This is a genomic window from Methylobacterium sp. E-045, assembly GCF_022829685.1.
Classification (GTDB): Bacteria; Pseudomonadota; Alphaproteobacteria; order Rhizobiales; family Beijerinckiaceae; genus Methylobacterium.
In genome coordinates, this window is record NZ_JAKSYE010000063.1 from 75,243 (window position 1) to 98,878 (window position 23,636).

Annotated in this window: 24 protein-coding genes; 7 read left to right on the forward strand and 17 right to left on the reverse strand. The window is 68.6% G+C overall.

Going from position 1 to position 23,636, the window contains the following annotated elements; translation table 11 throughout:
• The first annotated feature begins 12 nt into the window (after positions 1-12).
• Positions 13-3,153, forward strand: coding sequence for an efflux RND transporter permease subunit (locus MKK51_RS08185; RefSeq protein ID WP_243976239.1), 3,141 nt, complete (start codon positions 13-15; stop codon positions 3,151-3,153).
• Between the two features lie 15 nt (positions 3,154-3,168).
• The gene (locus MKK51_RS08190; protein ID WP_243976241.1) at positions 3,169-3,579 is read left to right on the forward strand and encodes a DUF305 domain-containing protein; all 411 of its coding nucleotides are present in this window, start codon (positions 3,169-3,171) and stop codon (positions 3,577-3,579) included.
• An 18-nt stretch (positions 3,580-3,597) separates the two neighbouring features.
• On the opposite strand, the gene MKK51_RS08195 is transcribed toward MKK51_RS08190, so the two are convergent.
• The 4 genes from MKK51_RS08195 to MKK51_RS08210 form a co-directional block, all read right to left on the reverse strand.
• Positions 3,598-3,945: a hypothetical protein gene (locus tag MKK51_RS08195; protein WP_243976243.1), complete on the reverse strand. Its 348-nt coding sequence runs from the start codon at positions 3,943-3,945 to the stop codon at positions 3,598-3,600.
• 155 nt (positions 3,946-4,100) lie between these two features.
• Positions 4,101-4,898 carry a 2-oxo-tetronate isomerase gene (gene otnI, locus MKK51_RS08200; RefSeq protein WP_243976245.1) on the reverse strand — a complete coding sequence of 266 codons (798 nt, stop codon included), beginning with the start codon at positions 4,896-4,898 and terminating at the stop codon, positions 4,101-4,103.
• A gap of 41 nt (positions 4,899-4,939) precedes the next feature.
• Positions 4,940-5,653: an anti-sigma factor domain-containing protein gene (locus MKK51_RS08205; protein WP_243976247.1), complete on the reverse strand. Its 714-nt coding sequence runs from the start codon at positions 5,651-5,653 to the stop codon at positions 4,940-4,942.
• Complete coding sequence (locus tag MKK51_RS08210) at positions 5,650-6,201, reverse strand: sigma-70 family RNA polymerase sigma factor (RefSeq protein WP_243976249.1); 552 nt, start codon at positions 6,199-6,201, stop codon at positions 5,650-5,652. Before MKK51_RS08210 ends, MKK51_RS08205 begins: the two co-directional genes overlap by 4 nt.
• A gap of 238 nt (positions 6,202-6,439) precedes the next feature.
• Here MKK51_RS08210 and MKK51_RS08215 point away from each other — a divergent pair, with 238 nt between their 5' ends.
• The 3 genes from MKK51_RS08215 (at position 6,440) to MKK51_RS08225 (ending at position 9,342) form a co-directional block, all read left to right on the forward strand.
• On the forward strand, positions 6,440-7,414 hold the full coding sequence (locus MKK51_RS08215; protein WP_243976251.1) for a S1C family serine protease: 975 nt from the start codon (positions 6,440-6,442) through the stop codon (positions 7,412-7,414).
• A 31-nt stretch (positions 7,415-7,445) separates the two neighbouring features.
• Complete coding sequence (trmFO, locus tag MKK51_RS08220) at positions 7,446-8,876, forward strand: methylenetetrahydrofolate--tRNA-(uracil(54)-C(5))-methyltransferase (FADH(2)-oxidizing) TrmFO (RefSeq protein ID WP_243976253.1); 1,431 nt, start codon at positions 7,446-7,448, stop codon at positions 8,874-8,876.
• 130 nt (positions 8,877-9,006) lie between these two features.
• Positions 9,007-9,342 (forward strand): hypothetical protein, encoded by a 336-nt coding sequence (locus tag MKK51_RS08225; RefSeq protein ID WP_243976255.1) that lies wholly within the window; start codon positions 9,007-9,009, stop codon positions 9,340-9,342.
• Between the two features lie 25 nt (positions 9,343-9,367).
• Here MKK51_RS08225 and MKK51_RS27165 read toward each other — a convergent pair whose 3' ends face one another.
• The 4 genes from MKK51_RS27165 to MKK51_RS08240 all read right to left on the reverse strand — a co-directional run bounded on the left by MKK51_RS27165 (position 9,368) and on the right by MKK51_RS08240 (position 12,127).
• Positions 9,368-9,499 carry a hypothetical protein gene (locus tag MKK51_RS27165; protein WP_279601031.1) on the reverse strand — a complete coding sequence of 44 codons (132 nt, stop codon included), beginning with the start codon at positions 9,497-9,499 and terminating at the stop codon, positions 9,368-9,370.
• A gap of 5 nt (positions 9,500-9,504) precedes the next feature.
• Complete coding sequence (locus tag MKK51_RS08230; protein ID WP_243976258.1) at positions 9,505-9,741, reverse strand: hypothetical protein; 237 nt, start codon at positions 9,739-9,741, stop codon at positions 9,505-9,507.
• A gap of 26 nt (positions 9,742-9,767) precedes the next feature.
• Positions 9,768-10,292, reverse strand: coding sequence for a GNAT family N-acetyltransferase (locus MKK51_RS08235; protein WP_243976377.1), 525 nt, complete (start codon positions 10,290-10,292; stop codon positions 9,768-9,770).
• Between the two features lie 140 nt (positions 10,293-10,432).
• A complete protein-coding gene (locus MKK51_RS08240; RefSeq protein WP_243976259.1) occupies positions 10,433-12,127 on the reverse strand; it encodes an L-lactate permease in 1,695 nt (564 codons plus the stop codon).
• 248 nt (positions 12,128-12,375) lie between these two features.
• On the opposite strand from MKK51_RS08240, the gene MKK51_RS08245 reads away from it, so the two are divergent.
• Entirely contained in the window at positions 12,376-13,299 is a 924-nt protein-coding gene (locus MKK51_RS08245; protein WP_243976260.1) for a manganese catalase family protein, read from the forward strand.
• 152 nt (positions 13,300-13,451) lie between these two features.
• Here the strand turns inward: MKK51_RS08245 and MKK51_RS08250 are convergent, their stop codons facing one another.
• The 5 genes from MKK51_RS08250 to yajC all read right to left on the reverse strand — a co-directional run bounded on the left by MKK51_RS08250 (position 13,452) and on the right by yajC (position 17,891).
• Positions 13,452-14,330, reverse strand: coding sequence for a phytoene/squalene synthase family protein (locus MKK51_RS08250; protein ID WP_243976261.1), 879 nt, complete (start codon positions 14,328-14,330; stop codon positions 13,452-13,454).
• Positions 14,327-14,713 carry an Mth938-like domain-containing protein gene (locus MKK51_RS08255; RefSeq protein ID WP_243976262.1) on the reverse strand — a complete coding sequence of 129 codons (387 nt, stop codon included), beginning with the start codon at positions 14,711-14,713 and terminating at the stop codon, positions 14,327-14,329. Before MKK51_RS08255 ends, MKK51_RS08250 begins: the two co-directional genes overlap by 4 nt.
• A gap of 2 nt (positions 14,714-14,715) precedes the next feature.
• Positions 14,716-15,663 carry a protein translocase subunit SecF gene (secF, locus tag MKK51_RS08260; RefSeq protein ID WP_243976263.1) on the reverse strand — a complete coding sequence of 316 codons (948 nt, stop codon included), beginning with the start codon at positions 15,661-15,663 and terminating at the stop codon, positions 14,716-14,718.
• A gap of 193 nt (positions 15,664-15,856) precedes the next feature.
• Complete coding sequence (gene secD, locus MKK51_RS08265) at positions 15,857-17,464, reverse strand: protein translocase subunit SecD (protein WP_243976264.1); 1,608 nt, start codon at positions 17,462-17,464, stop codon at positions 15,857-15,859.
• Between the two features lie 91 nt (positions 17,465-17,555).
• The gene (gene yajC, locus MKK51_RS08270) at positions 17,556-17,891 is read right to left on the reverse strand and encodes a preprotein translocase subunit YajC (RefSeq protein ID WP_056424225.1); all 336 of its coding nucleotides are present in this window, start codon (positions 17,889-17,891) and stop codon (positions 17,556-17,558) included.
• Between the two features lie 233 nt (positions 17,892-18,124).
• On the opposite strand from yajC, the gene MKK51_RS08275 reads away from it, so the two are divergent.
• Positions 18,125-19,015, forward strand: coding sequence for an ATP-binding protein (locus tag MKK51_RS08275; protein ID WP_243976265.1), 891 nt, complete (start codon positions 18,125-18,127; stop codon positions 19,013-19,015).
• Between the two features lie 175 nt (positions 19,016-19,190).
• Here the strand turns inward: MKK51_RS08275 and MKK51_RS08280 are convergent, their stop codons facing one another.
• The 4 genes from MKK51_RS08280 to serS all read right to left on the reverse strand — a co-directional run bounded on the left by MKK51_RS08280 (position 19,191) and on the right by serS (position 23,602).
• Positions 19,191-20,573: a murein hydrolase activator EnvC family protein gene (locus tag MKK51_RS08280; RefSeq protein ID WP_243976266.1), complete on the reverse strand. Its 1,383-nt coding sequence runs from the start codon at positions 20,571-20,573 to the stop codon at positions 19,191-19,193.
• 213 nt (positions 20,574-20,786) lie between these two features.
• Positions 20,787-21,440 carry a protein-L-isoaspartate O-methyltransferase family protein gene (locus MKK51_RS08285; protein ID WP_243976268.1) on the reverse strand — a complete coding sequence of 218 codons (654 nt, stop codon included), beginning with the start codon at positions 21,438-21,440 and terminating at the stop codon, positions 20,787-20,789.
• A gap of 111 nt (positions 21,441-21,551) precedes the next feature.
• A complete protein-coding gene (surE, locus tag MKK51_RS08290; RefSeq protein ID WP_243976270.1) occupies positions 21,552-22,316 on the reverse strand; it encodes a 5'/3'-nucleotidase SurE in 765 nt (254 codons plus the stop codon).
• Complete coding sequence (serS, locus tag MKK51_RS08295; protein ID WP_243976273.1) at positions 22,316-23,602, reverse strand: serine--tRNA ligase; 1,287 nt, start codon at positions 23,600-23,602, stop codon at positions 22,316-22,318. Before serS ends, surE begins: the two co-directional genes overlap by 1 nt.
• Between the last annotated feature and the right edge of the window lie 34 nt (positions 23,603-23,636).

The window sequence follows — 23,636 nt, forward strand, 5'->3', positions numbered from 1 at the left end:
GGAAAGAACCCCATGTTCGGCCTCATCGTCGCGCAGTCCCTGCGCAACCGCCTGCTCGTCCTGGCCCTCGCCTTCGCCCTGGTGCTGACCGGCGCCCTCTCCCTCGCGCACCTGCCCGTCGACGTGCTTCCCGACCTCAACCGGCCCACCGTCACGATCCTGACCGAGGCCGAGGGGTTCGCCCCCACGGAGGTGGAGCAGCGGGTGACTTACCCGATCGAGACCCGCATGAACGGCCTGCCGGGCGTCAGCCGGGTGCGCTCGGTCTCCGGCATCGGCCTGTCCATCGTCACGGTGGAGTTCGAATGGGACACGGACCTGTTCCGCGACCGGCAGTTCGTCAACGAGAGGCTGGCGCTGGCGCGCTCGGAACTGCCGCCCAACGTGGTCCCGCAGATGGGGCCGGTCTCCTCGATCATGGGCGGCATCCTGCTGGTCGCCGTCACGTCGAAGACCGCGACCCCGATGCAGGTGCGCGAGACCGCCGACTTCACCCTGCGCCCGCGCCTGCTCTCCATCCCCGGGGTGGCGCAGGTGATCCCCATCGGCGGCGAGGTACGCCAGTTCCGGGTCGCGCCCAACCCCGCCGCCATGCGGGCGCTCGGCGTCACCGACGAGGCCCTGGCCCGCGCCCTGCAGAATTACGGCGGCAATGCCGGCGGCGGCTATTCCGAGGCCGGCGGCCGCGAGGTCCTGATCCGGGCGCTCGGCCGTACCACCGATCTCGACGACCTGCGCCATCTCGTCGTCACGACGCCGGGCGGTCCGGTCTACCTGCGGCAGGTCGCCGACATCGCCTTCGGGGCGCGGCCCAAGCGCGGCGACGGCGGCTTCATGGGCCAGCCCGCCGTGGTGGTCTCCATCGAGAAGCAGCCGGGCATCGACACCGTGCGCCTGACCCGCGAGGTCGAGGCGGCGCTCAAGGAGATCGGCCCCTCCCTGCCCCACGGGATCGAGGCCGGCAGCGTCCTGTTCCGGCAGGCGGACTTCATCGAGACATCGCTTCGCAACGTCATCACGGTGCTGATCGAGGCCGTGGCCGTGGTGGCCGTGGTGCTGTTCGCCTTCCTGATGAACCTGCGCACGACGCTGATCTCGCTCGCCGCGATCCCCGTTTCGATTCTCGCCACCGCGACGGTGTTCTCGCTGCTGGGCCTCTCGATCAACACGATGACGCTGGGCGGCCTCGCCATCGCCATCGGCGAGCTGGTGGACGACGCCGTCGTCGATGTGGAGAACATCCTGCGGCGCCTGCGCGACAACCGGGCGGCGGGTTCGCCCCGCACGTCCTTCGCGGTGATCGTCGACGCCTCCAACGAGGTGCGCTCCGGCATCGTCTACGCCACCGTCATCATCTGCCTCGTCTTCGTGCCGCTCTTCGCCCTGTCGGGCGTCGAGGGCCGGCTGTTCGCGCCGCTCGGCCAGGCCTACATCATCGCCATCCTGTCGAGCCTCGTGGTCTCCCTGACCCTGACGCCCGTCCTCTCCTCCTGGCTGCTCCCCGGCCTGAAGAGCCTCGACCATCCCGAGAGCCGGCTGATCCGCGGCCTCAAGCGCGCCAACGGGCGCCTCGTGGCGGCGGCCTTCGCCCGTCAGCGCCTCGCCATCGTCTGTGCGATCGTCGCGGTGGCGGCCGCCGGCTACGGCGCGGGCCGGTTGCCGCGCGCCTTCCTGCCGACCTTCAACGAGGGCTCGTTCACGGTCACCACGACCTTCACCCCCGGCATCTCGCTCGCCGAATCCGCCCGCGTCGGCGCCATCGCCGAGCGCCTGCTGATGGAGATCCCCGAGGTGGACAAGGTCGGGCGCCGGACCGGGCGCGCCGAACTCGACGAGCATGCCGAAGGGGTCCATTCCACCGATCTGGAGATCCGCCTCAAGCCGGGCGGGCGTGAACGCCCGGCAATCGTCGCCGACATCAGGGGGCGGCTCTCCGCCCTTCCGGTGACGGTGAATGTCGGCCAGCCGATCTCGCACCGGCTCGACCACATGCTCTCCGGCGTCCGGGCCGAGATCGCCCTCAAGCTGTTCGGAGAGGATCTCGACGCCTTGCGCCGCACCGCCGAATCCCTGCGCGAGACCCTGTCGGGCATCCCCGGCGTCGCCGACCTCCAGGTGGAGCGGCAGGTGCGCGTTCCCCAGATCGAGATACGGGTCGATCCGGCCAAGGCGGCGCTCTACGGCGTCTCGCCCGCGACGGTGGTGGAGACGGTGGGGAATCTCGCCAATGGCCGCGTGGTCTCGACCCTGGTGGACGGTCTGCGCCGCTTCGACGTGGTCCTGCGCCTGCCGGAAAGCGGGCGCTCGATGGCGGCCTTGCGCGACCTCCTCATCGAGACGCCGTCGGGCTGGGTGCCTGCCCACGCGCTGGCCGACATCGCCGAGCGGGCCGGTCCCAACCAGATCCTGCGCGAGAACGGCCGCCGCCGCATCGTGGTCCAGGCCAACACCGTGCCGGGCTCCGACGGTTCGAAGATCGCGGCCGACATCGCGCAGGCCCTGGCGCGGACGACCCTGCCGGAGGGGATCAGCGCCCGCCTCGAAGGCGCGTTCGAGGCGCAAGGGGAGGCGACCCGCCGGATCGGGCTCCTCGGTCTCGTCTCCTTCGCCCTGGTCTTCGCCCTGCTGGCGAGCCGCTACCGCTCCGGCGTGCTGGCCCTCATCGTCATGGGCAACGTGCCCCTCGCCCTCATCGGCAGCGTGGTCGCCCTCACCATCGCCGGGCTACCCCTCTCCGTGGCCTCGATGATCGGCTTCGTGACGCTCACCGGCATCGTCGCCCGCAACGGCATCCTCAAGATCAGCCACGTCCTGAATCTCGGCCTCAGCGAGGGTCTGCCCTTCGGACCCGCCCTGGTCCTGCGGGCGAGCAACGAGCGTCTCGTGCCGGTGCTGATGACGGCGCTGGCCGCCGGCATCGCCCTGGTGCCGCTGCTGGTCGACGGGACCGCGCCGGGCAAGGAGATCCTGCATCCCGTGGCCGTGACGATCTTCGGCGGCCTCATCAGCGCGACGCTGCTCGACGCCGTGCTGACGCCGGTCCTGATGCTGCGCTTCGGCGCCCCCGCCTTCGCCCGCCTGCGCGAGGCGCAGGGCGACGAAACGCCCTCCCCCGTGACGGGGGCCATGCCCTCCCCGCCCGCAACCTTCTGACCACAGGGAACTCCCATGACGAAGACAGCCCTCACGGCGATCCTGGTTCTGACCCTCGCCTCCCCTCTCCTCGCCGCCGAGCACCGCCACGACGACGGCACCACCCATTCCGACGACCATGACCACGGCCCAAAATCCCCCGCCAAGGGCAAGGCCGCCGACACGCCGGCGACGCGCGCCTTCAAGGAGGCGAGCATGCGCATGCACGGCGACATGGACATCCGCTATTCCGGCGACGTCGACCGCGATTTCGCCGCCGGCATGATCCCGCATCACAAGGGCGCCCTGGCCATGGCCAAGGTCGCGCTTCAGTATTCGAAGGATCCGGAGGTCCGCTCCCTGGCCGAGGCCATCGTCAAGGCACAGGAAGCCGAGATCGCGCAGATGGAGGCGATCCTCAAGCGCACCGATCCCGCTAAGAAGTGAGGTCGGCCCCGGGCGGCGTCAGGCGCGGCGGCTTTTCCGCCTGTCGCGCTCGTCGTCCAGGGCCGCCGGAACGCCGCTGAGCACACGCAGCGGATGCGTGTGGACCGGGCGAAACGTCCGGGGCATCGGGCCGCACCCGATACAGACCGCGTAGGTCCAGCGCAGCCAGAGATTGGTGTTCTCCCGGTCGATGCTGTCCTGGCGCTTTCGCGCCTCGGCGATGGCGGCCCTGACCTCGGCCGCCCGCTCCTCGCTGACGGCCTCGCGCTGCCGGGCCGTGACGGTCGGCGGGTTCTGCCCCGGTTGAGCGCCGCAGGGCGACGACAGGATGCTCAGACCCGCAAATAATCCCACGATCAATCGCATGCGTGCCTCCACACTCGCGGAAGGCATTCCCCGCTTTCGCAAGGCTACGGACAGGACGGTCGGAAAGTTTCAGGCTCCTCCGCCCACGTCCGGGCGCTGGATCAGCGGAGCCTGCTCCACCGTCCCTCCGGCGACATCGACTGCCGCGAAGCTCCTCACCGTGTCGTCGGTCTCCCTGCACAGGCGCCCAGCCAGTCGAGGCCGTCCTCGGTCCGGCCACGCGGATTGTACTCGCACCCGACCGAGCCCGAATATCCGAGGCGGTCGAGTTCGGCGAAGACGAAGGCGTCGTTCACCTCTCCCGTTCCCGGCTCGTGGCGGGCCGGCACGCTGGCGACCTGGACATGGCCGATGAGCGCCAGCAGGCGGGCTAGCCGCGTGGTCACGTCGCCGTGCAGGATCTGGCAGTGGAAGATGTCGAACTGGAGCTTCAGGTTGGTGAGACCCTCCGCGCGCAGGTCCGCCACGAGACCGGCGGCGGCATCGACATCGTCGAGGAAGTAACCGGGCATGGAGCGGCGGTTGATCGGCTCGATCAGGAGGTCGATGCCCTGCCGGGCAAGCCGTCCGGCTGCGTGCCGCAGGGACCTACGATACGCCTCTCCGGCGCGGCTGTCGCGCGCATCGGCCAAGCCCGCCATCATGTGCAGGCGCGGGCAGCCGGTGGCCAGCGCATAGGCGAGCGCCGTCTCGACCCCGGCGGCCATCTCGTCGAAGCGGTCGGGCAGAGCGGCGAGGCCCCGCTCACCGGCCGTCCAATCGCCCGGCGGCAGGTTGAACAGGACGAGGTCGAGCCCGTGCGCGGCGAGGCGCCCGGCGATCGCCTCCGGCGAATGCTCGTAGGGGAACAGGACCTCCACAGCCGTGAATCCGGCACGGGACGCGGCCTCGAACCGGTCGAGGAAGGCGTGCTCCGTGAAGAGCAGCGTCAGGTTGGCGGCAAAGCGCGGCATGGACAGGTTTCCATCGTGGCAGGTTCCCGTCCGGGCCGCCCTCAATCGCGGATGAGCTTGCCCGTATAGACGACGGGACCGGTGGGCAGGCCGGTGGCCGAGCCGTTCGGCGGCTCCACCGAGACAGCGAAGACACCCTCGCCGCGCCGCGCGGCATCGGATCCGGCGGGCAGGGCCAAGCGTGCGGCATCCCTGCCGATCAGCCCGAGGGATTTCGGCGTCTTGTCGGCTCCGACATACCACAATTGAAGGCTGCGGCCGGGCGGAGCCTCGGCGCCCACCGGGCGCACCCGCGCGGTTCCGGCCGCCGTATCGATGCTGACGATGAGGGCCGGCGCCTCGCCGCCGCTGCTGACCACGGCGACGTAGCGGGTCTCGCCCTCCGCACCGGGGCGGGGGCCGAACGCGATGAACAGGGCGAGTCCGGCCGCCAGGGCCCCGGCTCCCGCCGTGGCGGCCCGCCACAGGCCGAGCTTGCGCGACAGGGTGGCCACGCGGTTGTCGTTCGCCGCCGGAGACGGGGATGTCCGGTGGGGCAGCGCGCGCAGGATCGCCGGCCACACGCCCTCGCCCGGCTCGATCTCGGGAATGGCGGCGGCGAGGGGCGCCAGGCGGCGCTCCCATTCCCGCACGGCGGCGCGCGCGGCAGGATCGACGGCGAGTTCCAGGTCCATGGCGGCGCGCTCGGTGGCGTCGAGCGTGCCGATGACGTATTCGGCGGCGCGCAGGTCGCGCTCGGCGGGGTCCTCGGTCATGCCGGGCCCTCCAGGCAGCCGCGCAGGGCCGCGAGCCCGCGATGCAGCCAGGTCTTGATGGTGTTGACGGGACGCGAGAACCGCTCTGCCAGCTCTTCCCGCGAATGCCCCTCGCAATAGGCCAGCACGATGCAGTCGCGCTGCGTCGCCTCCAAGCGGGACAGGCAGGCGCGCAGGGCGTCGCGCCCGAGAATCGCCCCTTCGCTGTCATGGGGATCGGCCAACCGTTCCACCCAGTCCTCTCCGTCTTCGCTCACGGGCCCCTGGACCTCGCCCTTGCGCCGAACCCCGTCGATCGCCCGGTTGCGGGCGATGGTACAGAGCCATGACAAAGGGCGGCCCGCCTCCGGAGAGAACGAACCGGCATTCTGCCAGATGCGCAGATAGACGTCCTGGAGCACGTCTTCGGCCATGCCGCGATCCCGTTGGATACGGAGCACGATGCCGAAAAGTTTCGGAGCGGTGAGATCGTAGAGAGCCCGAAGGGCCTGCTCGTTGCCGGATGCTACGGCCGCGATCAGGCGCGCCAGTGCAGCATCGTCACGCAAGGGGAAGGGCGTCCTTTCTGCGCGACATGATTTGACCGTTCGATCTGTCGGGAACGTTGAATGCGAATCCTAATGGAGCGAACCGCCGCAGGCTACCGCATGGCGCGCAATCGATGTGGATCGGCACACCTCTGATCGACGCCGAGAGGCGCAAGGGTGCCGGGATGGGTGTTCGACGGCGAGCCGGCGACCTATTTCCAAGTCCTGACATCGGACGCACGACAAGGATACGGGATTGATGACGTCGCACGGAGACTGGAAAATTCCCGCCGCCGTGCAACCCAAGGCCGGCGACTACGCGTACGACCTCGACAGGGCCCTGTCGGCGATCGTGTCGCTCTCCACGCGCATCCCGCCGGAGGCGTTCACCGCCGAGACCCTGGGCACGGAGCGGGCCGGCAACGGCGTGGTGATCCGCGAGGACGGCCTCGTCCTCACCATCGGCTACCTCGTCACCGAGGCGGACAGTGTCTGGATGACGACGCATGACGGACGCTCGGTCCCCGGCCACGTGGTCGGCTTCGACGCCGTGACCGGGTTCGGCCTGGTCCAGGCCCTGGGCGACCTGTCGCTGCCGCCGCTTCCCATCGGGCGCTCGGCCAGCCTGAAGATCGGCGACAAGGCGGTGGTGGCCGGAGCCGGCGGCCGCACGCGCTGTGTCGCCGCCGAGCTGATCGCGCGGCAGGAATTCGCGGGTTACTGGGAATACGTCCTCGACGAGGCCCTGTTCACCGCGCCCTCGCACCCGCATTGGGGCGGTACGGCCCTGATCGGGCCGGCCGGCGACCTCCTCGGCATCGGCTCCCTGCAGCTGCAGCAGGGCGGCGCGGAAGGCCCCAAGGCGATCAACCTCGTGGTGCCCATCGACCTCCTGCCGCCGATCCTCGAGGATCTGACCACTCGGGGACGGGCGGACCGCCCGACCCGGCCCTGGCTCGGCCTCTATGCCAGCGACAGCGACGGCGCGGTGGTGGTGATGGGGCTCGCCGATGACGGCCCCGCCGAGAGCGCGGACCTGCGCGTCGGCGACGTGCTCGCGGCGGTGGCGGGCGAGCCGGTGGAGGATCTCGCCGGGTTCTTCCGTCAGGTCTGGGCCCTCGGCGAGGCGGGGGTGCGGGTGCCGCTCACGATCGAGCGCGACGGACGCCCGATCAAGCTCGTCGTGACATCAAGCGACCGCGAGCGCTTCCTGGTGTCGCCGCAGCTGCATTGATCGGGACGGTGCGCGGGTCTATCCCGTGCCCATGACCGACCGAGCAGACACGTCCCCCATCCACATCGTCGGCGGCGGCCTCGCCGGATCCGAGGCCGCCTGGCAGATCGCCGAGAGCGGCCATGCCGTGGTGCTGCACGAGATGCGCCCGATGCGCGCCACCGAGGCGCATCACGGTCAGGATCTGGCCGAACTCGTCTGCTCGAACTCGTTCCGCTCGGACGACGCCAACGGCAACGCCGTCGGCCTGCTGCACCAGGAGATGCGGACCCTCGGCTCGCTGATCCTGCGCGCCGCCGACGCCAACCAGGTGCCGGCCGGCGGCGCGCTCGCCGTGGACCGGAATGGGTTCGCCGCCGCCGTCACCGCCGCCCTGGAGGCGCATCCGCTCGTCACCATCGTCCGCGAGGAGGTCGAGGGCCTGCCGCCGGAGGAATGGGGCCGGACCATCATCGCCACCGGCCCCCTCACCTCTCCCGCCCTGGCGGAAGCGATCCGTGGTCTGACGGGGGCCGAGGCCCTCGCCTTCTTCGATGCCATCGCGCCCATCGTCCACCGCGACTCCATCGACATGGACAAGGCCTGGTTCCAGTCGCGCTACGACAAGGTCGGGCCGGGTGGGACGGGGGCCGACTACATCAACTGCCCGATGAATCGCGAGCAGTACGACGCCTTCATCCAGGCGCTGATCGCGGGCGACAAGATCGGTTTCAAGGAATGGGAGGCGACCACCCCCTATTTCGACGGCTGCCTGCCGATCGAGGTCATGGCCGAGCGAGGGCCCGAGACCCTGCGTCACGGCCCGATGAAGCCGGTGGGCTTGACCAACCCGCACGACCCTACGGTGAAGGCCTGCGCCATCGTTCAGCTGCGCCAGGACAATGCGCTCGGCACCCTCTACAACATGGTCGGCTTCCAGACGAAGCTGACCTATTCCGAGCAGGTGCGGGTGTTCCGCACGATTCCGGGCCTCGAGAACGCCGAGTTCGCGCGCCTCGGCGGCCTCCACCGCAACACCTACCTCGACAGCCCCCGCCTCCTCGACGCCACCCTGCGCCTGAAGGCCCGGCCCGCCTTACGCTTTGCCGGTCAGATCACGGGCTGCGAGGGCTATGTCGAGAGCGCCGCCATCGGTCTCATGGCGGGCCGTTTCGCCGTGGCCGAGGCACGCGGCGAGACCCTGGCGCCGCTCCCCGCCACCACGGCGCTCGGCGCCCTCATCGGCCACATCACCGGCGGTCACATCGCCGCCGAGGAGGCCGGGAGCCCCCGCTCCTTCCAGCCGATGAACGTCAATTTCGGCCTGTTCCCGCCCCTCGCGCAGTCCCCGAAGGGAGAGGGCGGCAAGCGCCTGAAGGGGCCGGAAAAGGCGGTGGCGAAGAAGCGCGCCTATACCGACCGGGCGCGGGCGGATCTGGCGGCGTGGATGGGACGCGAGGCGGTGCCGATCGCGGCGGAGTAGACGGCGCGTGAGCATTCCCTCTCTCCCCGCGTGCGGGGCGAGGGGACCTACTTTCGGATCAGCTTGCGGATGTGATCAGCCTGCATCGCGTTTGGAGGCCGGTCTTGTCGACGTCCAACGGGAGACACGCATGTCGAAAAACGATTTTGACGTCGTGATGGACGAACTGACCGACAAGGCGGTCGGAAAATTTCTTAAGGCTGATGTCTTCGATGTATCGGCGTTCAGCGTTCTGCGGGACCACTTTTGGCAAAAAGCCGAACGACTTCAGCATGAGACTTGTATCTCAAAGCAGATACTCATGATCCTTCGATCGGCTGCTGCCGCGATACGAAGCCGAGCGGAGTATCTCCCTGCCGTCCGGCACCAGCTTCACTTGGCCGATGACTTCGAGGAGATGCTCGATCGCTTGATTGCAGGGGACACGCGTTCGGACCGCACACCAGGCGTCCCGCGCATCATGTGAGCGGCAAAGTTTATGGGTTCCCGACCTAATCACGCCGTGCGGATTCGTTGCGGGGCGGGTAACGCCGGTCGAAATCCCGTGCGGCGAGCGCCAGCGCCGAGAGCCCGCCAACGATCAGGAGAGCGGCGACGGCCGCGATTTGCAGGGTGAGCGTCATCGGGCTCAATCCTCGCTTCTCATGAACCGAATGGCAATATGGCCCGCCATATGTAAGGCCAAGGCCACAAGAAGCAAAATCCAGTGGCCATCCTTGATGGAGCCTGCTTGTCCCTGCGTGAGCGGGACGACGAAAGCGGCACCGAATGTCGCGATCGACAGAGCGTTAAAGAGCGTCGCGAGAAGCTTGACGTGCTCGTTGAACCGCTTGGCGATGAGCTTTCGGTTGCGCGTGTCGGTCACACCTCGCTCCCTAGATCAATGCCCGATCAGACCGGATCCAGCGAGAAGATGCGCCGGCCCGGTCGGTGGCCCTCGTCGCCGGTATCGCGAAATCCGGTCCTGAGAAGGAGGCCGCGCGAGGCTTCGTTCTCGGGCCGGCACTCCGCGACGATGAAGCGGTGGGGGAAGCGCTTGCGCAGAATCGCGATGGCCCCCGTCACCGCCTCGCTGCCGTAGCCCTGCCCCCGGGCGGCGCCGCCGACCCAGTAGCCGAGTTCCACCGCGTGCTCGCCGCGCAGGTGGAGGCCGACCACCGCCACGAGAACGCCGTCGGCCTTGGCCCCGAGGAAGCAATCCTTGGTCGGCTTCCCCCTGCCGATCAGGCGGCGGGCGTGGTCGAGGGTGAAGGGATCGGGCAGGAAATCCACCGCCCCCGTGATCGCCTGATCGTCGGTGAGGGCCCGGACCGCCTCCGCATCCGCCGGGACCAGCGGCGCGAGACGCAGGCGTGCGGTCGCCTGCGCGGGCAGGTTCGACAGGGAGTAGCGCGAGGCGAGCGTGCGGAAGAACATGGATTGCGTGGTGGAGCCGCGCGGCCACGAGGGCAAGATCCCTCTTTGCCGGAGGGCGCCTTCCTCGCGCGGCGCGACAAAAATGAAACCCGCCCCGGCATTGCCGGGACGGGTCATGGATTTAGCCTACCGGTTCGCCCTTACGGATGGATGACCATCGCGTTGAACGGATAGACATAGGCCTGGAGCATCACGAGGCAGCCGACGAGGCAGGCCAGCACGATGGAGTGCCAGAACACGAAGCGCAGGATCTTGCCCTCCTGCCCGAAATACCCCGTCGCCGTGGAGGCGACGACGATGGACTGGGCGTCGATCATCTTGCCCATGACGCCGCCGGACGAGTTCGCCGAGGCCATGAGGATGCCCGACAGGCCGAGCTGCTCCGACGTGATCTTTTGCAGGCCGCCGAACAGGACGTTCGAGGCGGTGTCGGAGCCCGTGAGCGCCACGCCGAGCCAGCCGAGCAGGGTGCCGAAGAACGGGTAGAGGATGCCCGTGCCGGCGAAGGCGAGACCCAACGTGGCGTCGACGCCCGCGTAGCGGGTGAGCACGCCGAGCGCCAGCATCGCCGAGATGGTGATGAGCGAGTAGCGCAGCACCCAGATGGTCTCGAGGTAGGCCGTCACGAGGCGCCAGGGCGAGAACCGCATGAGCAGGCCGGAGAGGATGGCCGCGAACAGGACGCCGGTGCCGGTGTAGGACATGTAGGTGAAGGCGAAGACGGCGGCTTCCGGATGGGCCTTCGCCACCACCGGCGGCACCTTCATGATGACGTTGTGGAGGCCCGGCACCTCGTACTTCCAGGTGAAGATCGGATTGACGATGGCCTTGAACCAGCCCGTGCCCCAGATCGCCACGATCACCGACAGGATGATCCACGGGACCCACGCCATCATGATCTCGGAGGAGGAGGCGGTGCGGGCATAGGCGCCCGTGGGGGCGACCTTGGCGCCGCCCTCGGCAGTGACGAAGCCGAGCGACGGATCGTTGCCGCGCAGGGCCGGCGAGGTCCAGATCACGGCCGGGCGCCAGACGCGCAGGAACAGCACCAGGGCGCCCATGGAGACGAGGGCCGCGCCGATATCGACGATCCACGGATTGACGTAGTTCGAGATGCCGAACTGGGCGAGGGCGAAGGAGCCGCCGCAGACGAGGATGGCGGGCCAGATCTGGACCATGCCGCGGAAGCCCGCGAACACCCAGATGAGCCAGAACGGCACCAGCACGGAGAAGAACGGCAGCTGCCGGCCGATCATCGCGCCGAGGATATAGGGGTCGTAGCCCGTCACCGAGGCGAGGCCCTGGATCGGGGCGCCGAGCGCCCCGTAGGCCACCGGGGCGGTGTTGGCGATGAGCGAGAGGCCCGAGGCGGCCAGCGGCGAGAAGCCCAGCCCGATCAGGATGGCGCCGGTGACGGCCACGGGGGTGCCGAAGCCGCCGGCGCCCTCGAAGAACGCGCCGAACGCGAAGGCGACGAGGAGGAGCTGGAGCCGCCGGTCGGTGGTGATGCCCGCCACCGATTGCTGCAGGGTGGCGAACCAGCCCTTCTCCACCGTGAGCCGGTAGAGGAAGATGACGTTGAGGATGATCCAGCCGATGGGGAACAGGCCGAGCGCGATGCCGTAGCCGGAGGCGCGGGTGGCGAGGTCGGCCGGCATGCCGAACAGGAAGACGGCGACGCAGAACGCCAGGACCAGGGAGAGGACGGCAGCGATGTGGGCCTTGACCTTGCCGCTGGCGATCATGCCGAGCAGGGCGATCACCGGCAGGGAGGCGGCCAGCGTCGAGAGCCAGGGGCTCCCGAACGGGTCGTAGACTTGATTCCAGGTATTCACGGGCGTCGCACTCCTCGGTGGCCCCGATCTCACGTCGAGGTCTTGACATCGTTGCTAGCAGAGCAGTGGGACCGGCTCAACGCGAGGAATCTTGTATTCAAAAACTGTTGCGCGAAGGCTGCGGTTCTCGGCCGGGCCTCTCCGGGCGGGGTCCGGACCCGCGCGGCCAAGTGCCGTGGCGGCGGAACATGCCGACCGGGCGACCGTTCCCAATCGTATTCATTACGTGGCGAGACGGAGAATCACTTATGTTCATGCGCGTCGACAAACTACAGGCCGAGCTTCCCGCCCCGAAAAGGAAAGATCCCAATGCCGCCGCGGCCCTGCAGGAATTGCTGGGTGGCAAGTATGGGGAGATGTCGACGCTAGGGAACTACATGTTCCAGAGCTTCAACTTCCGAAGCAAGTCTAAGCTGCGCCCGTTCTATAGCCTCGTTGCCGCGATCACTGCCGAGGAACTGGGCCACGTGGAGCTGGTGAGCAATGGCGTCGCCATGCTCAACAACGGCCCCGACAATGACGGCGACAAGCAGGATGGCGGCGACATCTCGGGTGCACCGTTCGAGGACATGAAGGACATTCGTCTCGCGGCCGCGTTCCTGTCGAATGGCGGCGGCGTCACCCCGGTGAACAGCAACGGCGCATCCTGGAACAACGATTTCATCACCACCACCGGTAATGTGGTCGTCGACCTGCTCCACAACTTCCACCTCGAATGCGGCGCCCGCCTGCACAAGCTGCGGGTCTACGAGACCCTCACCGACCCGACGGGCCGCGAGGTCTGCGGCTACCTGCTCGTGCGCGGCTCGGTCCACGCCCACGCCTACGCCCTGGCCTTGAAGAAGATCACCGGCGTCGAGCTGGAGAAGTTCCTCCCCACGCCGAACATCAACCTCGACAAGATCCCCGAATGCCAGAAGTACCTGCAGGAGGGTTCGCACCGCCGGCTCTACACCTTCAGCCCGGACGACTACAAAGAGATGTCCGGCATCTGGGGCAACGGCGAAGTCGCCCTGCCGGGTGATCCGCCCGGCGAACTCTCGGTGGTCGAAGGCATGCCGGACGGCGGCAAGATCCACCAGCTCACCGGCGTCCCCTCGGCCTTCACCCCGGACTACGCGCCGGAGGAAATGTTCGAGATTGCGCAGAAGCTGACGAAGAAGGCGCGCTGAAACCAAGGGCCTCCCGATAAGATGCTATCGGGAGGCCCCGTCTTTGGTTCGACGAGCGGAAATGCGGTCGGGGTGCACGCCCTTTCACACGCCAGGTCAGGATGAGGTGAGGGGCTGGGAAAAATCCCGGCCCTTTCGCGATGGGAGACATCTCACCCCCGTCGCGATCCCCGCCACAGCCGCCACAGCCGCCGCCAGCGCGGGAGGGTGATGGCGGTGTTCAACGGATCGTAGCCCGGCCGCTCCATCATCGCGAGACCCGGCTCTACCAGGGCGGTGGGCAGGAAGGCGGGCAAAGCGGCAGGCGCGATGGTGGCTCGCGCGTCCTCGAAGGCCTTCAGATGGCGCCTGGCCAGGGCCCGCAGGTCCGCCGTTGCGCCAAGAAGGCCGGGGCCGCCGCGTCCCGTGACGATGTCTTCGCGGGTGACGCCGTGATCCTTGAGGATATCGGCCGGCAGGTAGACCTGCCCGTTGCGGGCGTGCCACGGCAGCGCCCTGAGCAATCCGACGACGCCGTAGGCGACACCGGCATGGCCGGCGGCGGCGGCGCCTCCCGGTTCCGCTCCGTCGCAGAGGACGAGGCCGCCGAGGCGGATGAGGGAGGAAGCGGTCTCGCCGCAATAGCCTTCGAGATCGTTCACCCGCGGCATCGGATCATCGTAGAGGTCGAAGACGCGGGCGTCGATCAAATCGACGAAGGGCTGGCGGCCGAGCTTGCGCCTGACGATAGCGTCCTCCAGCGCGGCGGCCACGGGGTTGGCCTTCACGTCCCCCCTCGCCTCGCCCTGCAAGGCGTCGCGCCACCATTGCAGGCGGATCTCCCCCGCGACCGGGTTGGTGACGGCGTCGCGCACGCGGGCGATGGTGAGGCTGAAGGCAGCGAGGGCGAAGAGATGCGGCCGGAAGGCTGCCGGCGCGAAGAGCGTGGCGAAGTAGCGGTCCGGGTCGCCCTCGCGGACCAGGGCCTCGCAATGCTCGAAGGCGAAGGCGAGGGGTTCGGCCGTTCCGGGGCTGGTGTCGGTTCTGGTCACGCGACCGCGATCATCGCGGCGGCGACCTTGCGGTTCTCCGCCATCAGGATGTTGTAGGTCCGCGCGGCGGCCCCCGTCTGCATCACGTCGAGGCCGATGCCGTTGTCCTTGAGCCAGCGCCGCAGACCGTCGGGAAACGGCGCGATGTCGAGGCCGGTGCCGATGAGGAGGAGGTCCACCGCTCCCGCCTCGGCCACCACCGGGCGCAGGGCGTTGCGGTCGATGGCATTGGCCTCCAGGACATCCCAGGCCCTGATACCCCCCGGCGTCACCAGGATCGAGCCGCGATGGGACATGTCGGCGAAGCGGAAGCCGCCATTGCCGTAGGCGTCGATGAGGTGGCGCCCGGGAACGAACCCGTCGTGCAGGCTGCCCTCCGCCATCTCTACTCCGCCGCCTGGGGCACGCGGCCGCCGGTGGGCCGGCTCTGCGACTTCACGCCCGACAGGATCAGGCCGAGATAGATCAGGACGGGGGTCGACACGAAGATCGCCGAATAGGTGCAGATCACCACGCCCGCGAGCATCACCACGGCAAAGCCCTGGATCGCCTCGCCGCCGAACAGCACCAGGGCCAGCAGCGAGAGGAAGGCGGAGGTCGCCGTCATCACCGTACGCGACATGGTGGAGTTGATCGACAGGTTGAGCAGCCCCACCGTGGGGATGGTCTTGTAACGCCGCATCAGCTCGCGGGTCCGGTCGAACACCACCACCGTCTCGTTCAGCGAGTAGCCGACGATGGTGAGGATCGCCGCGATCGACGTCATGTTGAACTCGATCCGACTGATGACGAAGATGCCGATGGTGAGCACGATGTCGTGCAGGGTACCGACGATGGCGCCGAGCGCCAGTTCCCGTTCGAAGCGGAACCAGAGGTAGAGGAGCACCGCGAGCACCGACAGGACGACGCCGAGCGTCCCCGACTGAACGAGCTCGCCCGAGACGCGCGGCCCCACCGTCTCGGTGCGGCGGAACTCGTATTCCGCGTCGAAGGCGCCGTGCGCCTTCTGCATCACCGCCGTCTGGCCCTGCTCGCCGGGCTGGAGCGGGAAGCGGACGAGGATCTGTCCGTCGCCGCCGAGTTCCTGCACCTCGGTCTCGCCGAAGCCGAAGCTGTTGGCGGTGTGGCGCACGGCGGCCACGTCGGCCGTCTTCGATTTCGCCTGCAGCTCCACCAGGGTGCCGCCCTTGAAGTCGATGCCGAAATTCAGGCCGACCGTCAGGAACAGGATCACCGTCCCCACCGACAGAAAGGCCGAGAGCGGAAAGGTGAAGCGCCGGAAGCGCATGAAGTCGACGTGCGACTCATCGGGCCAGAGGCGGAGCAGACGCATGTTCGGTCTCGGTCTTTCGTGGACGATACCCGGTCTCGGACGATCGCATCGGTGCCGCCGTCATCCCGTCATTCCGGGGCGCTGCAGGCGGGCCTGGATTGACGGGATGGTGGGCCAATCGATCGTCTGGGAAGCGAAGCGTCCTTGTCTTGAACTCAGGGAAACGGGGCTCGGATCGGAACGGCAGGGGTTTTCAGAACGGCAGGGCCTTGGGTCGGGCGTAGTTGTACCACAGGGCGATCATCATGCGGGTGAGCGTCACCGCCGTGATGACGGTGGTGAGGATGCCGAGGATGAACACCACCGCAAAGCCCTTCACGGGGCCGGAGCCGAGGAAGAACAGGATCAGGGCGGCGATGGCCATGGTCGAGTTCGAATCGATGATGGTGGCGAAGGCCTTGTCGAAGCCGGCCTGCAGGGCCGAGACGATGGAGCGCCCCGCCCTCACCTCCTCGCGCACGCGCTCGTAGATCAGCACGTTGGAATCCACCGCCGTGCCGATGGTGAGCACGATGCCGGCGATGCCGGGCAGGGTCATGGTCGCCTCCAGCACCGACATCAGGCCGAGGATGAGGCCCACATGGACGAGGAGGGCGATGTTGGCGAAGAAGCCGAACACGCCGTAGGTGGCGAACATGAAGACGATGACGAGGGCGCCGGCGACCAGGGTCGCCTTCTTGCCGGCCTCGATCGAATCGTTGCCGAGGCCGGGGCCGACGACGCGGCGCTCGACCACGGTGAGCTTGGCAGGGAGCGCGCCGGCGCGCAGCAGGATCGAGAGGTCGTTGGCCTGCTTGACGGTGAAGTTGCCGGTGATCTGGCCGGAGCCGCCGGTGATCGGCGTGTTGATGCGCGGCGCCGAGACGACCTCGTTGTCGAGCACGATCGCCATGCGGCGGCCGACATTCTCCGAGGTCGCCTGGCCGAAGCGCTGGGCGCCCTTCAGGTTGAACTTGAAGCTCACCATGGGTTCGTGGCTCTGCTGGTCGAAGGCCGGCTGCGCGTCGGTGAGATCGCCGCCATCGGCCATGACCCGGCGCTCCACCGGCACCTTGCCGCCGCCTTCGTCCTTGTTGGTGAGCATGTCCACGTCGCCGGAAGGCGAATCGGCCAGCATGCGGAATTCGAGCTTGGCGGTCTTGCCGAGCTGATCCTCGAGCTGCTGCGGGTCCTGCAAGCCCGGAACCTGGACGAGGACGCGGTCTGCGCCCTGCTGCTGGATCGAGGGCTCCTTGGTGCCGCCGAAATCGATGCGGCGGCGGATGACTTCGATGGCCTGGGTCACGGCCCGGCGGGTGCGGTCGGTGAGGCCGGCATCGGTGAGCAGGAGCTGGATCGTGCCGTCGGGCCGCTCGGCGACGTCGAGGGTCTGGCCGCCGGCCTGGGCCACCATGGCGTTGGAGATCGGCTGGGACAGTTCGCGCAGCTTCGGCATGGCCTTGGCGCGGTTGGCCGGATCGGAGATGCGGATCTGGACGCCCCGCGGGATCACCTGGATTCCGCCTTCGGGGGTGACGCCGGCCTCGCGCAGGGTACGGCGCACGTCGTCGCGCAGCCCCGTGGTCTGCGACCGGATCAGGTCGTTCCGGTCGATCTCGAGGAGGATCTGCGAGCCGCCCTGCAGATCGAGACCGAGCACGATGGCACGCTGGGGCACGATCCAGCTCGGGAACCAGCCCGGCAGGGAGGCCATGAAGCCCTTGCGCTGCTCGGCCGAGAAGAAGCTCGGCACGGCAAGGCTCAAGCCGAGCAGGATGACGGCCAGCGTCGCGACGATCTTGGTTCTCGAAAAGCGCAGCATCCGCCCGTTCCGTTTCTTCTTACGATGCCGGAGTTTGCACCGGCATCTTCAAGCGGTGCACAAGGCCGCCGCACGTGACGGCCCTGGGATCTCAGGCCGCCTTGACCGGACCGCCCTTGACGCGGACTTCCGAAATCATGGTGCGGACGATCTTCACCCGCACGTTCGGGGCGATCTCGACCTCGATCTCGGAGGCCTCGTCGGCGACCTTGGTGACGCGACCGACCAATCCGCCGGTGGTGACGATGGTGTCGTCCCGGCGCACGTTCTTCACGAGGGCCTGATGCTCCTTCACGCGGCGCTGCTGCGGGCGGAGGATCAGGAAGTACATGATGACGAAGATGAGGACGAACGGCACCACCTGCAAGGCGATGTCCGCTCCGCCAGCGGCCGAGGTGGCCCCTTGCGCGAAGGCGGGGGTGATCAAGCGGGTGACTCCTTAGGCTGAGCCGGTCCTGGGGAGTCGCGCGCAGGCGGGTGAGGGCGCGTCAGGACAGGTCTAAAAGCGCGCGGACTATAGCCATGCACTTGGTGAAAGCAACGGCGCGTCCGCCGGATACGCGGATCGAAGGGTCCGCACCCGATGCCGCCCCCGTGATTTTCGGCCGCATTGTCCGTATGGACGCGATCGACAGCACATCCAGGGAGCTTCGAGACGCCATGACCGCGACCCAACCTGCCGACCGGGCGATGCTCGACGCGATCCTGCCCGTCCTCGAGCGGATCGCCGCCGCCCTGGAGCGCTCCGCTCCGGCCGCGACGCCCGCCCTGGATCTGAACTCGGCCGATGCCTTCCTCTGGGGATCGGACCGCCGCCTGATCCCGGTGCCCAAGGTCAACCGGGTGGAGATCGATCTTCTCACCGGCATCGACCGGGCCCGCGACATCCTCGTCGACAACACCACGCGCTTCGCCCGCGGGCTGCCCGCCAACAACGCCCTGCTCTGGGGGGCGCGTGGCATGGGCAAGTCGTCCCTGGTGAAGGCCGCCCATGCCCGGATCAACGCCGAGCGGGCCGAGGGCGAACTGCCGATGAAGCTCGTGGAGATCCACCGCGAGGATATCGAGGCCCTGCCCGACCTGATGGCGATCCTGCGCGGCGACGAGCACCGCTGGATCGTGTTCTGCGACGACCTGTCCTTCGACGGCGACGACACCTCGTACAAGTCGCTCAAGACGGCCCTCGACGGGGGCATCGAGGGCCGACCCGACAACGTGCTGTTCTACGCCACCTCCAACCGCCGCCACCTGCTCGCCCGCGAGATGGTGGAGAACGAGCGCTCCACCGCGATCAATCCCGGCGAGGCGGTCGAGGAGAAGGTCTCCCTCTCCGACCGGTTCGGCCTCTGGCTCGGCTTCCACAAATGCAGCCAGGACGAGTACCTCGCCATGATCCGCGCCTATGTGGAGCGCCACGGTCTCAAGGCCGACCCGGATACGGTGCGTGCCGAAGCACTGGAATGGGCCACCACCCGCGGCTCGCGCTCGGGTCGGACGGCGTTCCAGTTCATCCAGGACTTGGCAGGGCGCCTGGGACAGCGGCTGGAATGAGATCTCGGCACGCTCGGGCGATGCGGTGGCTTCCCACTCGCGCGGAAGTCGCTGGAGCCCTTCTTCGAGGCCCGCTGACGCGGGCACCTCGGGATGAGGCCCATGGAGGGAGTTCCCAAACGAAAACGGCGGCTCGTTGGAGCCGCCGTTTTCGTTCTCGGTGACGAGATAAAGATCAGTTGCTGGCCAGATGCGGCATCGGGTCGACCGGGGTCGCGCCCTTGCGGATCTCGAAGTGGAGCTGGGGCGAGGTGACGTTGCCCGAGGCGCCGGACTTGGCGATGGTCTGGCCGCGCTTGACCTTCTCGCCGGGGCGCACGTCGAGTTCGCCGTTATGGGCGTAGGCCGAGACGTAGCCATTGGTGTGGCGAACCAGCACCAGTTTGCCGTAGCCCTTCACGTCCGAGCCGGCATAGGCGACCGTGCCTTCCTCGGCGGCCTTCACAGCCGTACCCTCGGGCACCGCGATGTTGATGCCCTCGTTGCCGCTGGTGCCGTAGCCCGAGATCACCCGGCCCTTGGCGGGCCAGCGGAACGACTGATCGGGCTCAGCGGCGGGAGCCGCGACGGAGCCGGTGCTGGCGGGTTCGGCCTTCTCGGGCACGGGTGTCAGCGAGGCGACCTTGACGGGCGCGGCCTTGGCTTCGGCGACCTTCCTGGCCGCATCCTTGGCGGCTTCGGCCTTGGCGAGCTTGGCCTCGGCGTCCGCGGCCTTGCGGGCGGCTTCGGCCTTCGCCTTGGCGGGATCGATCTTCGGAGCCTCGGCCTTGGCGACCTCGACGGGCTTCTTCGCCTCGGCGGCCTTCTTCGCGTCAGCGACCTTCTTGGCCTCCGCGAGCTTCTTGGCTTCGGCCGCATGCTTGGCATCGGCCACGAGCTTGGCCTCCGCGAGCTTCTTCGATTCCACGGCCCGCTTGGCCTCCGAGGCCTTGTTCGCCTCGGCGATCTTCCTGGCGTCGGCGGCCGTCTTGGCCGCAGCCAGCGTCCGGGCTTCGGATTCCTTGCGGGCGGCTTCCTGACGGACGTTGTCCTGACGGGCGGCCTCGGCACGGGCAGCCTCTGCGCGGGCCTTCGCTTCGGCGGCCCTCGCTTCCGCCGCCTTGGCGCCGGCATTGACCGGGAAACGGGCCAGGGGCGCGGCAGGAACGGTGCGTGGCGTTGCCACCATGCCGCGGCCGGCATCCGGATTAATGCCCGCAGGATTCATCCCCGAGGGGTTCATGCCGGAGACCATCCCGGAGGACGGCGCGGTGGAGGCGACGCGGCCGGTGGCCATGGGAGGCGTCGCGGCCAGCGGACGCGGCGACATCGGCGCACCGAGGGCCTGCGACTGGATCCTGGGGGTCCGCACCGCCGGAGCCGGAGCCATCTCGCCGTCCTCGGGCAGGCTGCCCGTGGCGCTCGGCTCACTTGAAACATTGGAGGCGAAGGGGTTCCCGAAGGGGTCGCCCAACCGCGACGCATCGGTTGAGCATCCGGCGGCACTGCCGCCGATCACACCGATGAGCGCGAAACGCGACAGCGTCCTCAACCCTAGACCAGTCCCGCGAACCCGCATCGACGCACCTGTTTGCCTGACGCAACTTGATGACGTCATTCAAACGGGATTCAGGTTAAACAACCGTTCCCGTTCACCACGTTTTCGGCGCGCAAGGAACTTTCCCGGCGGGCACGCACCGGCTCGATGGAGGTCGGTTGCGGTCGTGTCAGGCGAGAAGATCGTGATGGATCAAGGATTTGAGGTCCCCGGTGCCGGGCCTGCGCCCGCCGCCTAGAGAACGAAGGCTCGGCCTGGCGTGAGGGGTGCCAGCCTTAAGCGTCCGCCGAGATTTTTAACGACGGCCCCCTCCCCGCCCCGATCGGCGAGGACGAGGCGTGCCCCGCCCGCCTCCGCGAGAGCGCCCACGAGCCGGCCGCCGGGCGCCAGGAGTGCGTCGAGATGAGCGGGTATGGCCGGCAGGGCGCCGTTGACCAGGATGCGGTCGAACGCCCCCTTCCCCGCGACGCCCGGTTCGAGGCCGTCGCCGACCTCCACGCGGGCGATCACCCGGTCCTCCGGGTCGAGGGCCGAGACGGCATCCTCCGCCAGGGTGGCGTAGCGCTCGACGCTCAGGATGGAGGCGGCGCCGAGGCGGATCAGCAGGGCGGTGACGTAGCCCGAGCCGGTGCCGATCTCGAGGATGCGGGCGCTGGGCCTCACCTTCAGGGCGGTGAGCATGGCGGCCACGACGGTGGGCGCCGACATGGTCTGGCCGCAGGGCAGCGGCAGGGCGACGTCCCGCCGGGCGAGATCCCGGTGCTCGCGGGGGGCGAAACGGGCGCGCGGCACCCGCTCCATGGCCCGCAGGGTATTGGTGTCGCGCACGCCGAGGCCGCGCAGGGCCATGACGAAAGCGGCATCCTCCACCGAGCCTTCCATCGTCATGGGCGTCGTCTCACGGCTGTGTGCGGACGTTCCGCTTTCCGGAATGTCCGCGATCGGGCGCATGCGTGCCGACGCGCGGTCCCGCTTGCGCCGTGCGAAGGCCGGTGCGTCTCACTCGGCGAAGGCTTGCGCGAAGCGCGTCAGGGTCGGCTCGTCGGTGAGATCGAGGCGGAGCGGCGTCACCGAGATGCGCTTCTCGGCGATGGCCTTCAGGTCGGTGCCGTGGCCCGGCTCGAACCGCGCCTTGGCGAAGGCGAGCCAGAAATACGGGTTGCCGCGCCCGTCCTGGCGGGCGTCGATGGCCAGCAGCGCCTGGTTGCGCATGCCCTGCGCGGCCACGGCGGTGCCCGCGACCTCCTCGGGCTCGCAATCGGGGAAGTTCACGTTGACGACGATGCCGGGCTCGATCCCGATATCGAGGATCTTCCTGACCACGCCCGGCCCGTGATGGGCGGCGCAGGCCCACTTGATCGCCCCGCGCCCGCCCGCACCATAGGCCTGGCTCAGGGCGATGGAGCGCACGTTGAGGATGGTGCCCTCCATCGCCGCCGCGATCGTGCCCGAATAGGTCACGTCCTCGGCGACGTTCTGGCCGCGATTGACCCCGGACAGGACGAGGTCCGGCCCATGGTCCTTGAGGATGTGGCGCACGCCCATGATCACGCAATCGGAGGGCGTGCCCTTCACCGCGAAGCGCTTCTCGGAGACCTGGCGCAGGCGCAGGGGATCGTTGAGCGACAGCGAGTGCGAGACGCCGGACTGGTCGCTCTCGGGCGCCACGACCCAGACGTCGTCCGACAGGGTCCGGGCGATGCCCTCCAGGGTCTCGAGGCCCGGCGCGTGGATGCCGTCGTCGTTGGTGACCAGAATGCGCATCAGCTCTTGAGCCCTTCGATCTTCTCGATGCCGCCCATGTAGGGCTTGAGAACCGACGGGATGGTGACGCTGCCGTCCGGGTTCTGGTAATTTTCCATCACGGCGATGAGGGCGCGGCCGACCGCGACTCCCGATCCGTTGAGGGTATGCACGAATTGTGCGCCCTTGCCCTCCTTCGGACGATAGCGCGCGTTCATCCGCCGCGCCTGGAAGTCGCCGCAGACCGAGCAGGACGAAATTTCGCGGAACGTCTCCTGCCCCGGCATCCAGACCTCGATGTCGTAGGTCTTCTGGCTGGCGAAGCCCATGTCGCCGGTGCAGAGCGTCATCACCCGGTAGGTGAGGTCGAGCTTCTTTAGCACGGCTTCCGCCGAACCCAGCATGCGCTCGTGCTCGCTCGCCGATTGCTCGGGCGTGGTGATCGAGACGAGCTCGACCTTGTTGAACTGGTGCTGGCGCAACATGCCCCGCGTGTCCCGCCCGGCCGAACCGGCCTCGGCGCGGAAGCACGGGGTGAGCGCGGTGAAGCGAAGCGGCAGCTCGTCCTCGGAGAGGATCGATTCACGCACGAGATTGGTGAGTGGGACCTCCGCCGTGGGGATGAGCCAATGCTCCTCTCCGGCCCGGAACTGGTCGTCCCGGAACTTCGGCAGCTGCGCCGTGCCGAACATCGCCTCGTCGCGCACCAGGATCGGCGGCGCCACTTCGGTATAGCCGTGCTCGCCGGTATGGAGGTCCAGCATGAACTGGCCGAGCGCCCGTTCGAGCCGGGCGAGCTGGCCCTTCAGCACCACGAAGCGGGCGCCGGACATGCGCGAGGCCGCCTCGAAATCCATCAGGCCGAAGGCTTCGCCGAGCTCGAAATGCTGGCGGCCGGTGGCGAGCTTGGTCCGGCTGCCGGAAAAGGCGCGGTGCTCGACATTGCCGTGCTCGTCGGCGCCCTCCGGCACGTCCGGGTTCGGGCGGTTCGGGATGGACGCGAGGCGGTCGTCGAGGATCCTGCCGGCTTCCCCCTGGGCCGCCTCCAGGGCCGGCCCCTCCTCCTTCAGCCGCGCCACCTCGGCCATGAGCTCGGCGGCACGCACCTCGTCCTTCGCCTTCTTCGCGCCGCCGATCTCCTTGGCGAGCGCATTGCGACGTTCCTGGTTGGCCTGCGCCGCCGAGGTGGCGGATTTCCGCGCGTCGTCGAGGGCGATCAACTCGGCCGAGAGCGCGTCAAGACCGCGACGGCGCAGGGCCTCGTCGAACGCTTGCGGATTCTCGCGGATGGCGCGGATGTCGTGCATGGGCGGCTCGGTTCGCTAAGAGTCGCCGACGCTT

Coding starts and splice junctions, on each gene's coding strand:
- secD (WP_243976264.1), bottom strand. CDS start 17,464: ATGCTGCGCTTTTCGAGAACCAAGATCGTCGCGACGCTGGCCGTCATC.
- MKK51_RS08225 (WP_243976255.1), top strand. CDS start 9,007: ATGTCGAAAAACGATTTTGACGTCGTGATGGACGAACTGACCGACAAG.
- otnI (WP_243976245.1), bottom strand. CDS start 4,898: ATGCCGCGCTTTGCCGCCAACCTGACGCTGCTCTTCACGGAGCACGCC.
- MKK51_RS08195 (WP_243976243.1), bottom strand. CDS start 3,945: ATGCGATTGATCGTGGGATTATTTGCGGGTCTGAGCATCCTGTCGTCG.
- MKK51_RS08235 (WP_243976377.1), bottom strand. CDS start 10,292: ATGTTCTTCCGCACGCTCGCCTCGCGCTACTCCCTGTCGAACCTGCCC.
- trmFO (WP_243976253.1), top strand. CDS start 7,446: ATGACCGACCGAGCAGACACGTCCCCCATCCACATCGTCGGCGGCGGC.
- MKK51_RS08190 (WP_243976241.1), top strand. CDS start 3,169: ATGACGAAGACAGCCCTCACGGCGATCCTGGTTCTGACCCTCGCCTCC.
- MKK51_RS08280 (WP_243976266.1), bottom strand. CDS start 20,573: ATGCGGGTTCGCGGGACTGGTCTAGGGTTGAGGACGCTGTCGCGTTTC.
- MKK51_RS27165 (WP_279601031.1), bottom strand. CDS start 9,499: ATGACGCTCACCCTGCAAATCGCGGCCGTCGCCGCTCTCCTGATCGTT.
- MKK51_RS08275 (WP_243976265.1), top strand. CDS start 18,125: ATGACCGCGACCCAACCTGCCGACCGGGCGATGCTCGACGCGATCCTG.
- secF (WP_243976263.1), bottom strand. CDS start 15,663: ATGCGTCTGCTCCGCCTCTGGCCCGATGAGTCGCACGTCGACTTCATG.
- MKK51_RS08285 (WP_243976268.1), bottom strand. CDS start 21,440: ATGACGATGGAAGGCTCGGTGGAGGATGCCGCTTTCGTCATGGCCCTG.
- serS (WP_243976273.1), bottom strand. CDS start 23,602: ATGCACGACATCCGCGCCATCCGCGAGAATCCGCAAGCGTTCGACGAG.
- surE (WP_243976270.1), bottom strand. CDS start 22,316: ATGCGCATTCTGGTCACCAACGACGACGGCATCCACGCGCCGGGCCTC.
- MKK51_RS08245 (WP_243976260.1), top strand. CDS start 12,376: ATGTTCATGCGCGTCGACAAACTACAGGCCGAGCTTCCCGCCCCGAAA.
- MKK51_RS08205 (WP_243976247.1), bottom strand. CDS start 5,653: ATGACCGAGGACCCCGCCGAGCGCGACCTGCGCGCCGCCGAATACGTC.
- MKK51_RS08185 (WP_243976239.1), top strand. CDS start 13: ATGTTCGGCCTCATCGTCGCGCAGTCCCTGCGCAACCGCCTGCTCGTC.
- MKK51_RS08255 (WP_243976262.1), bottom strand. CDS start 14,713: ATGGCGGAGGGCAGCCTGCACGACGGGTTCGTTCCCGGGCGCCACCTC.
- MKK51_RS08215 (WP_243976251.1), top strand. CDS start 6,440: ATGACGTCGCACGGAGACTGGAAAATTCCCGCCGCCGTGCAACCCAAG.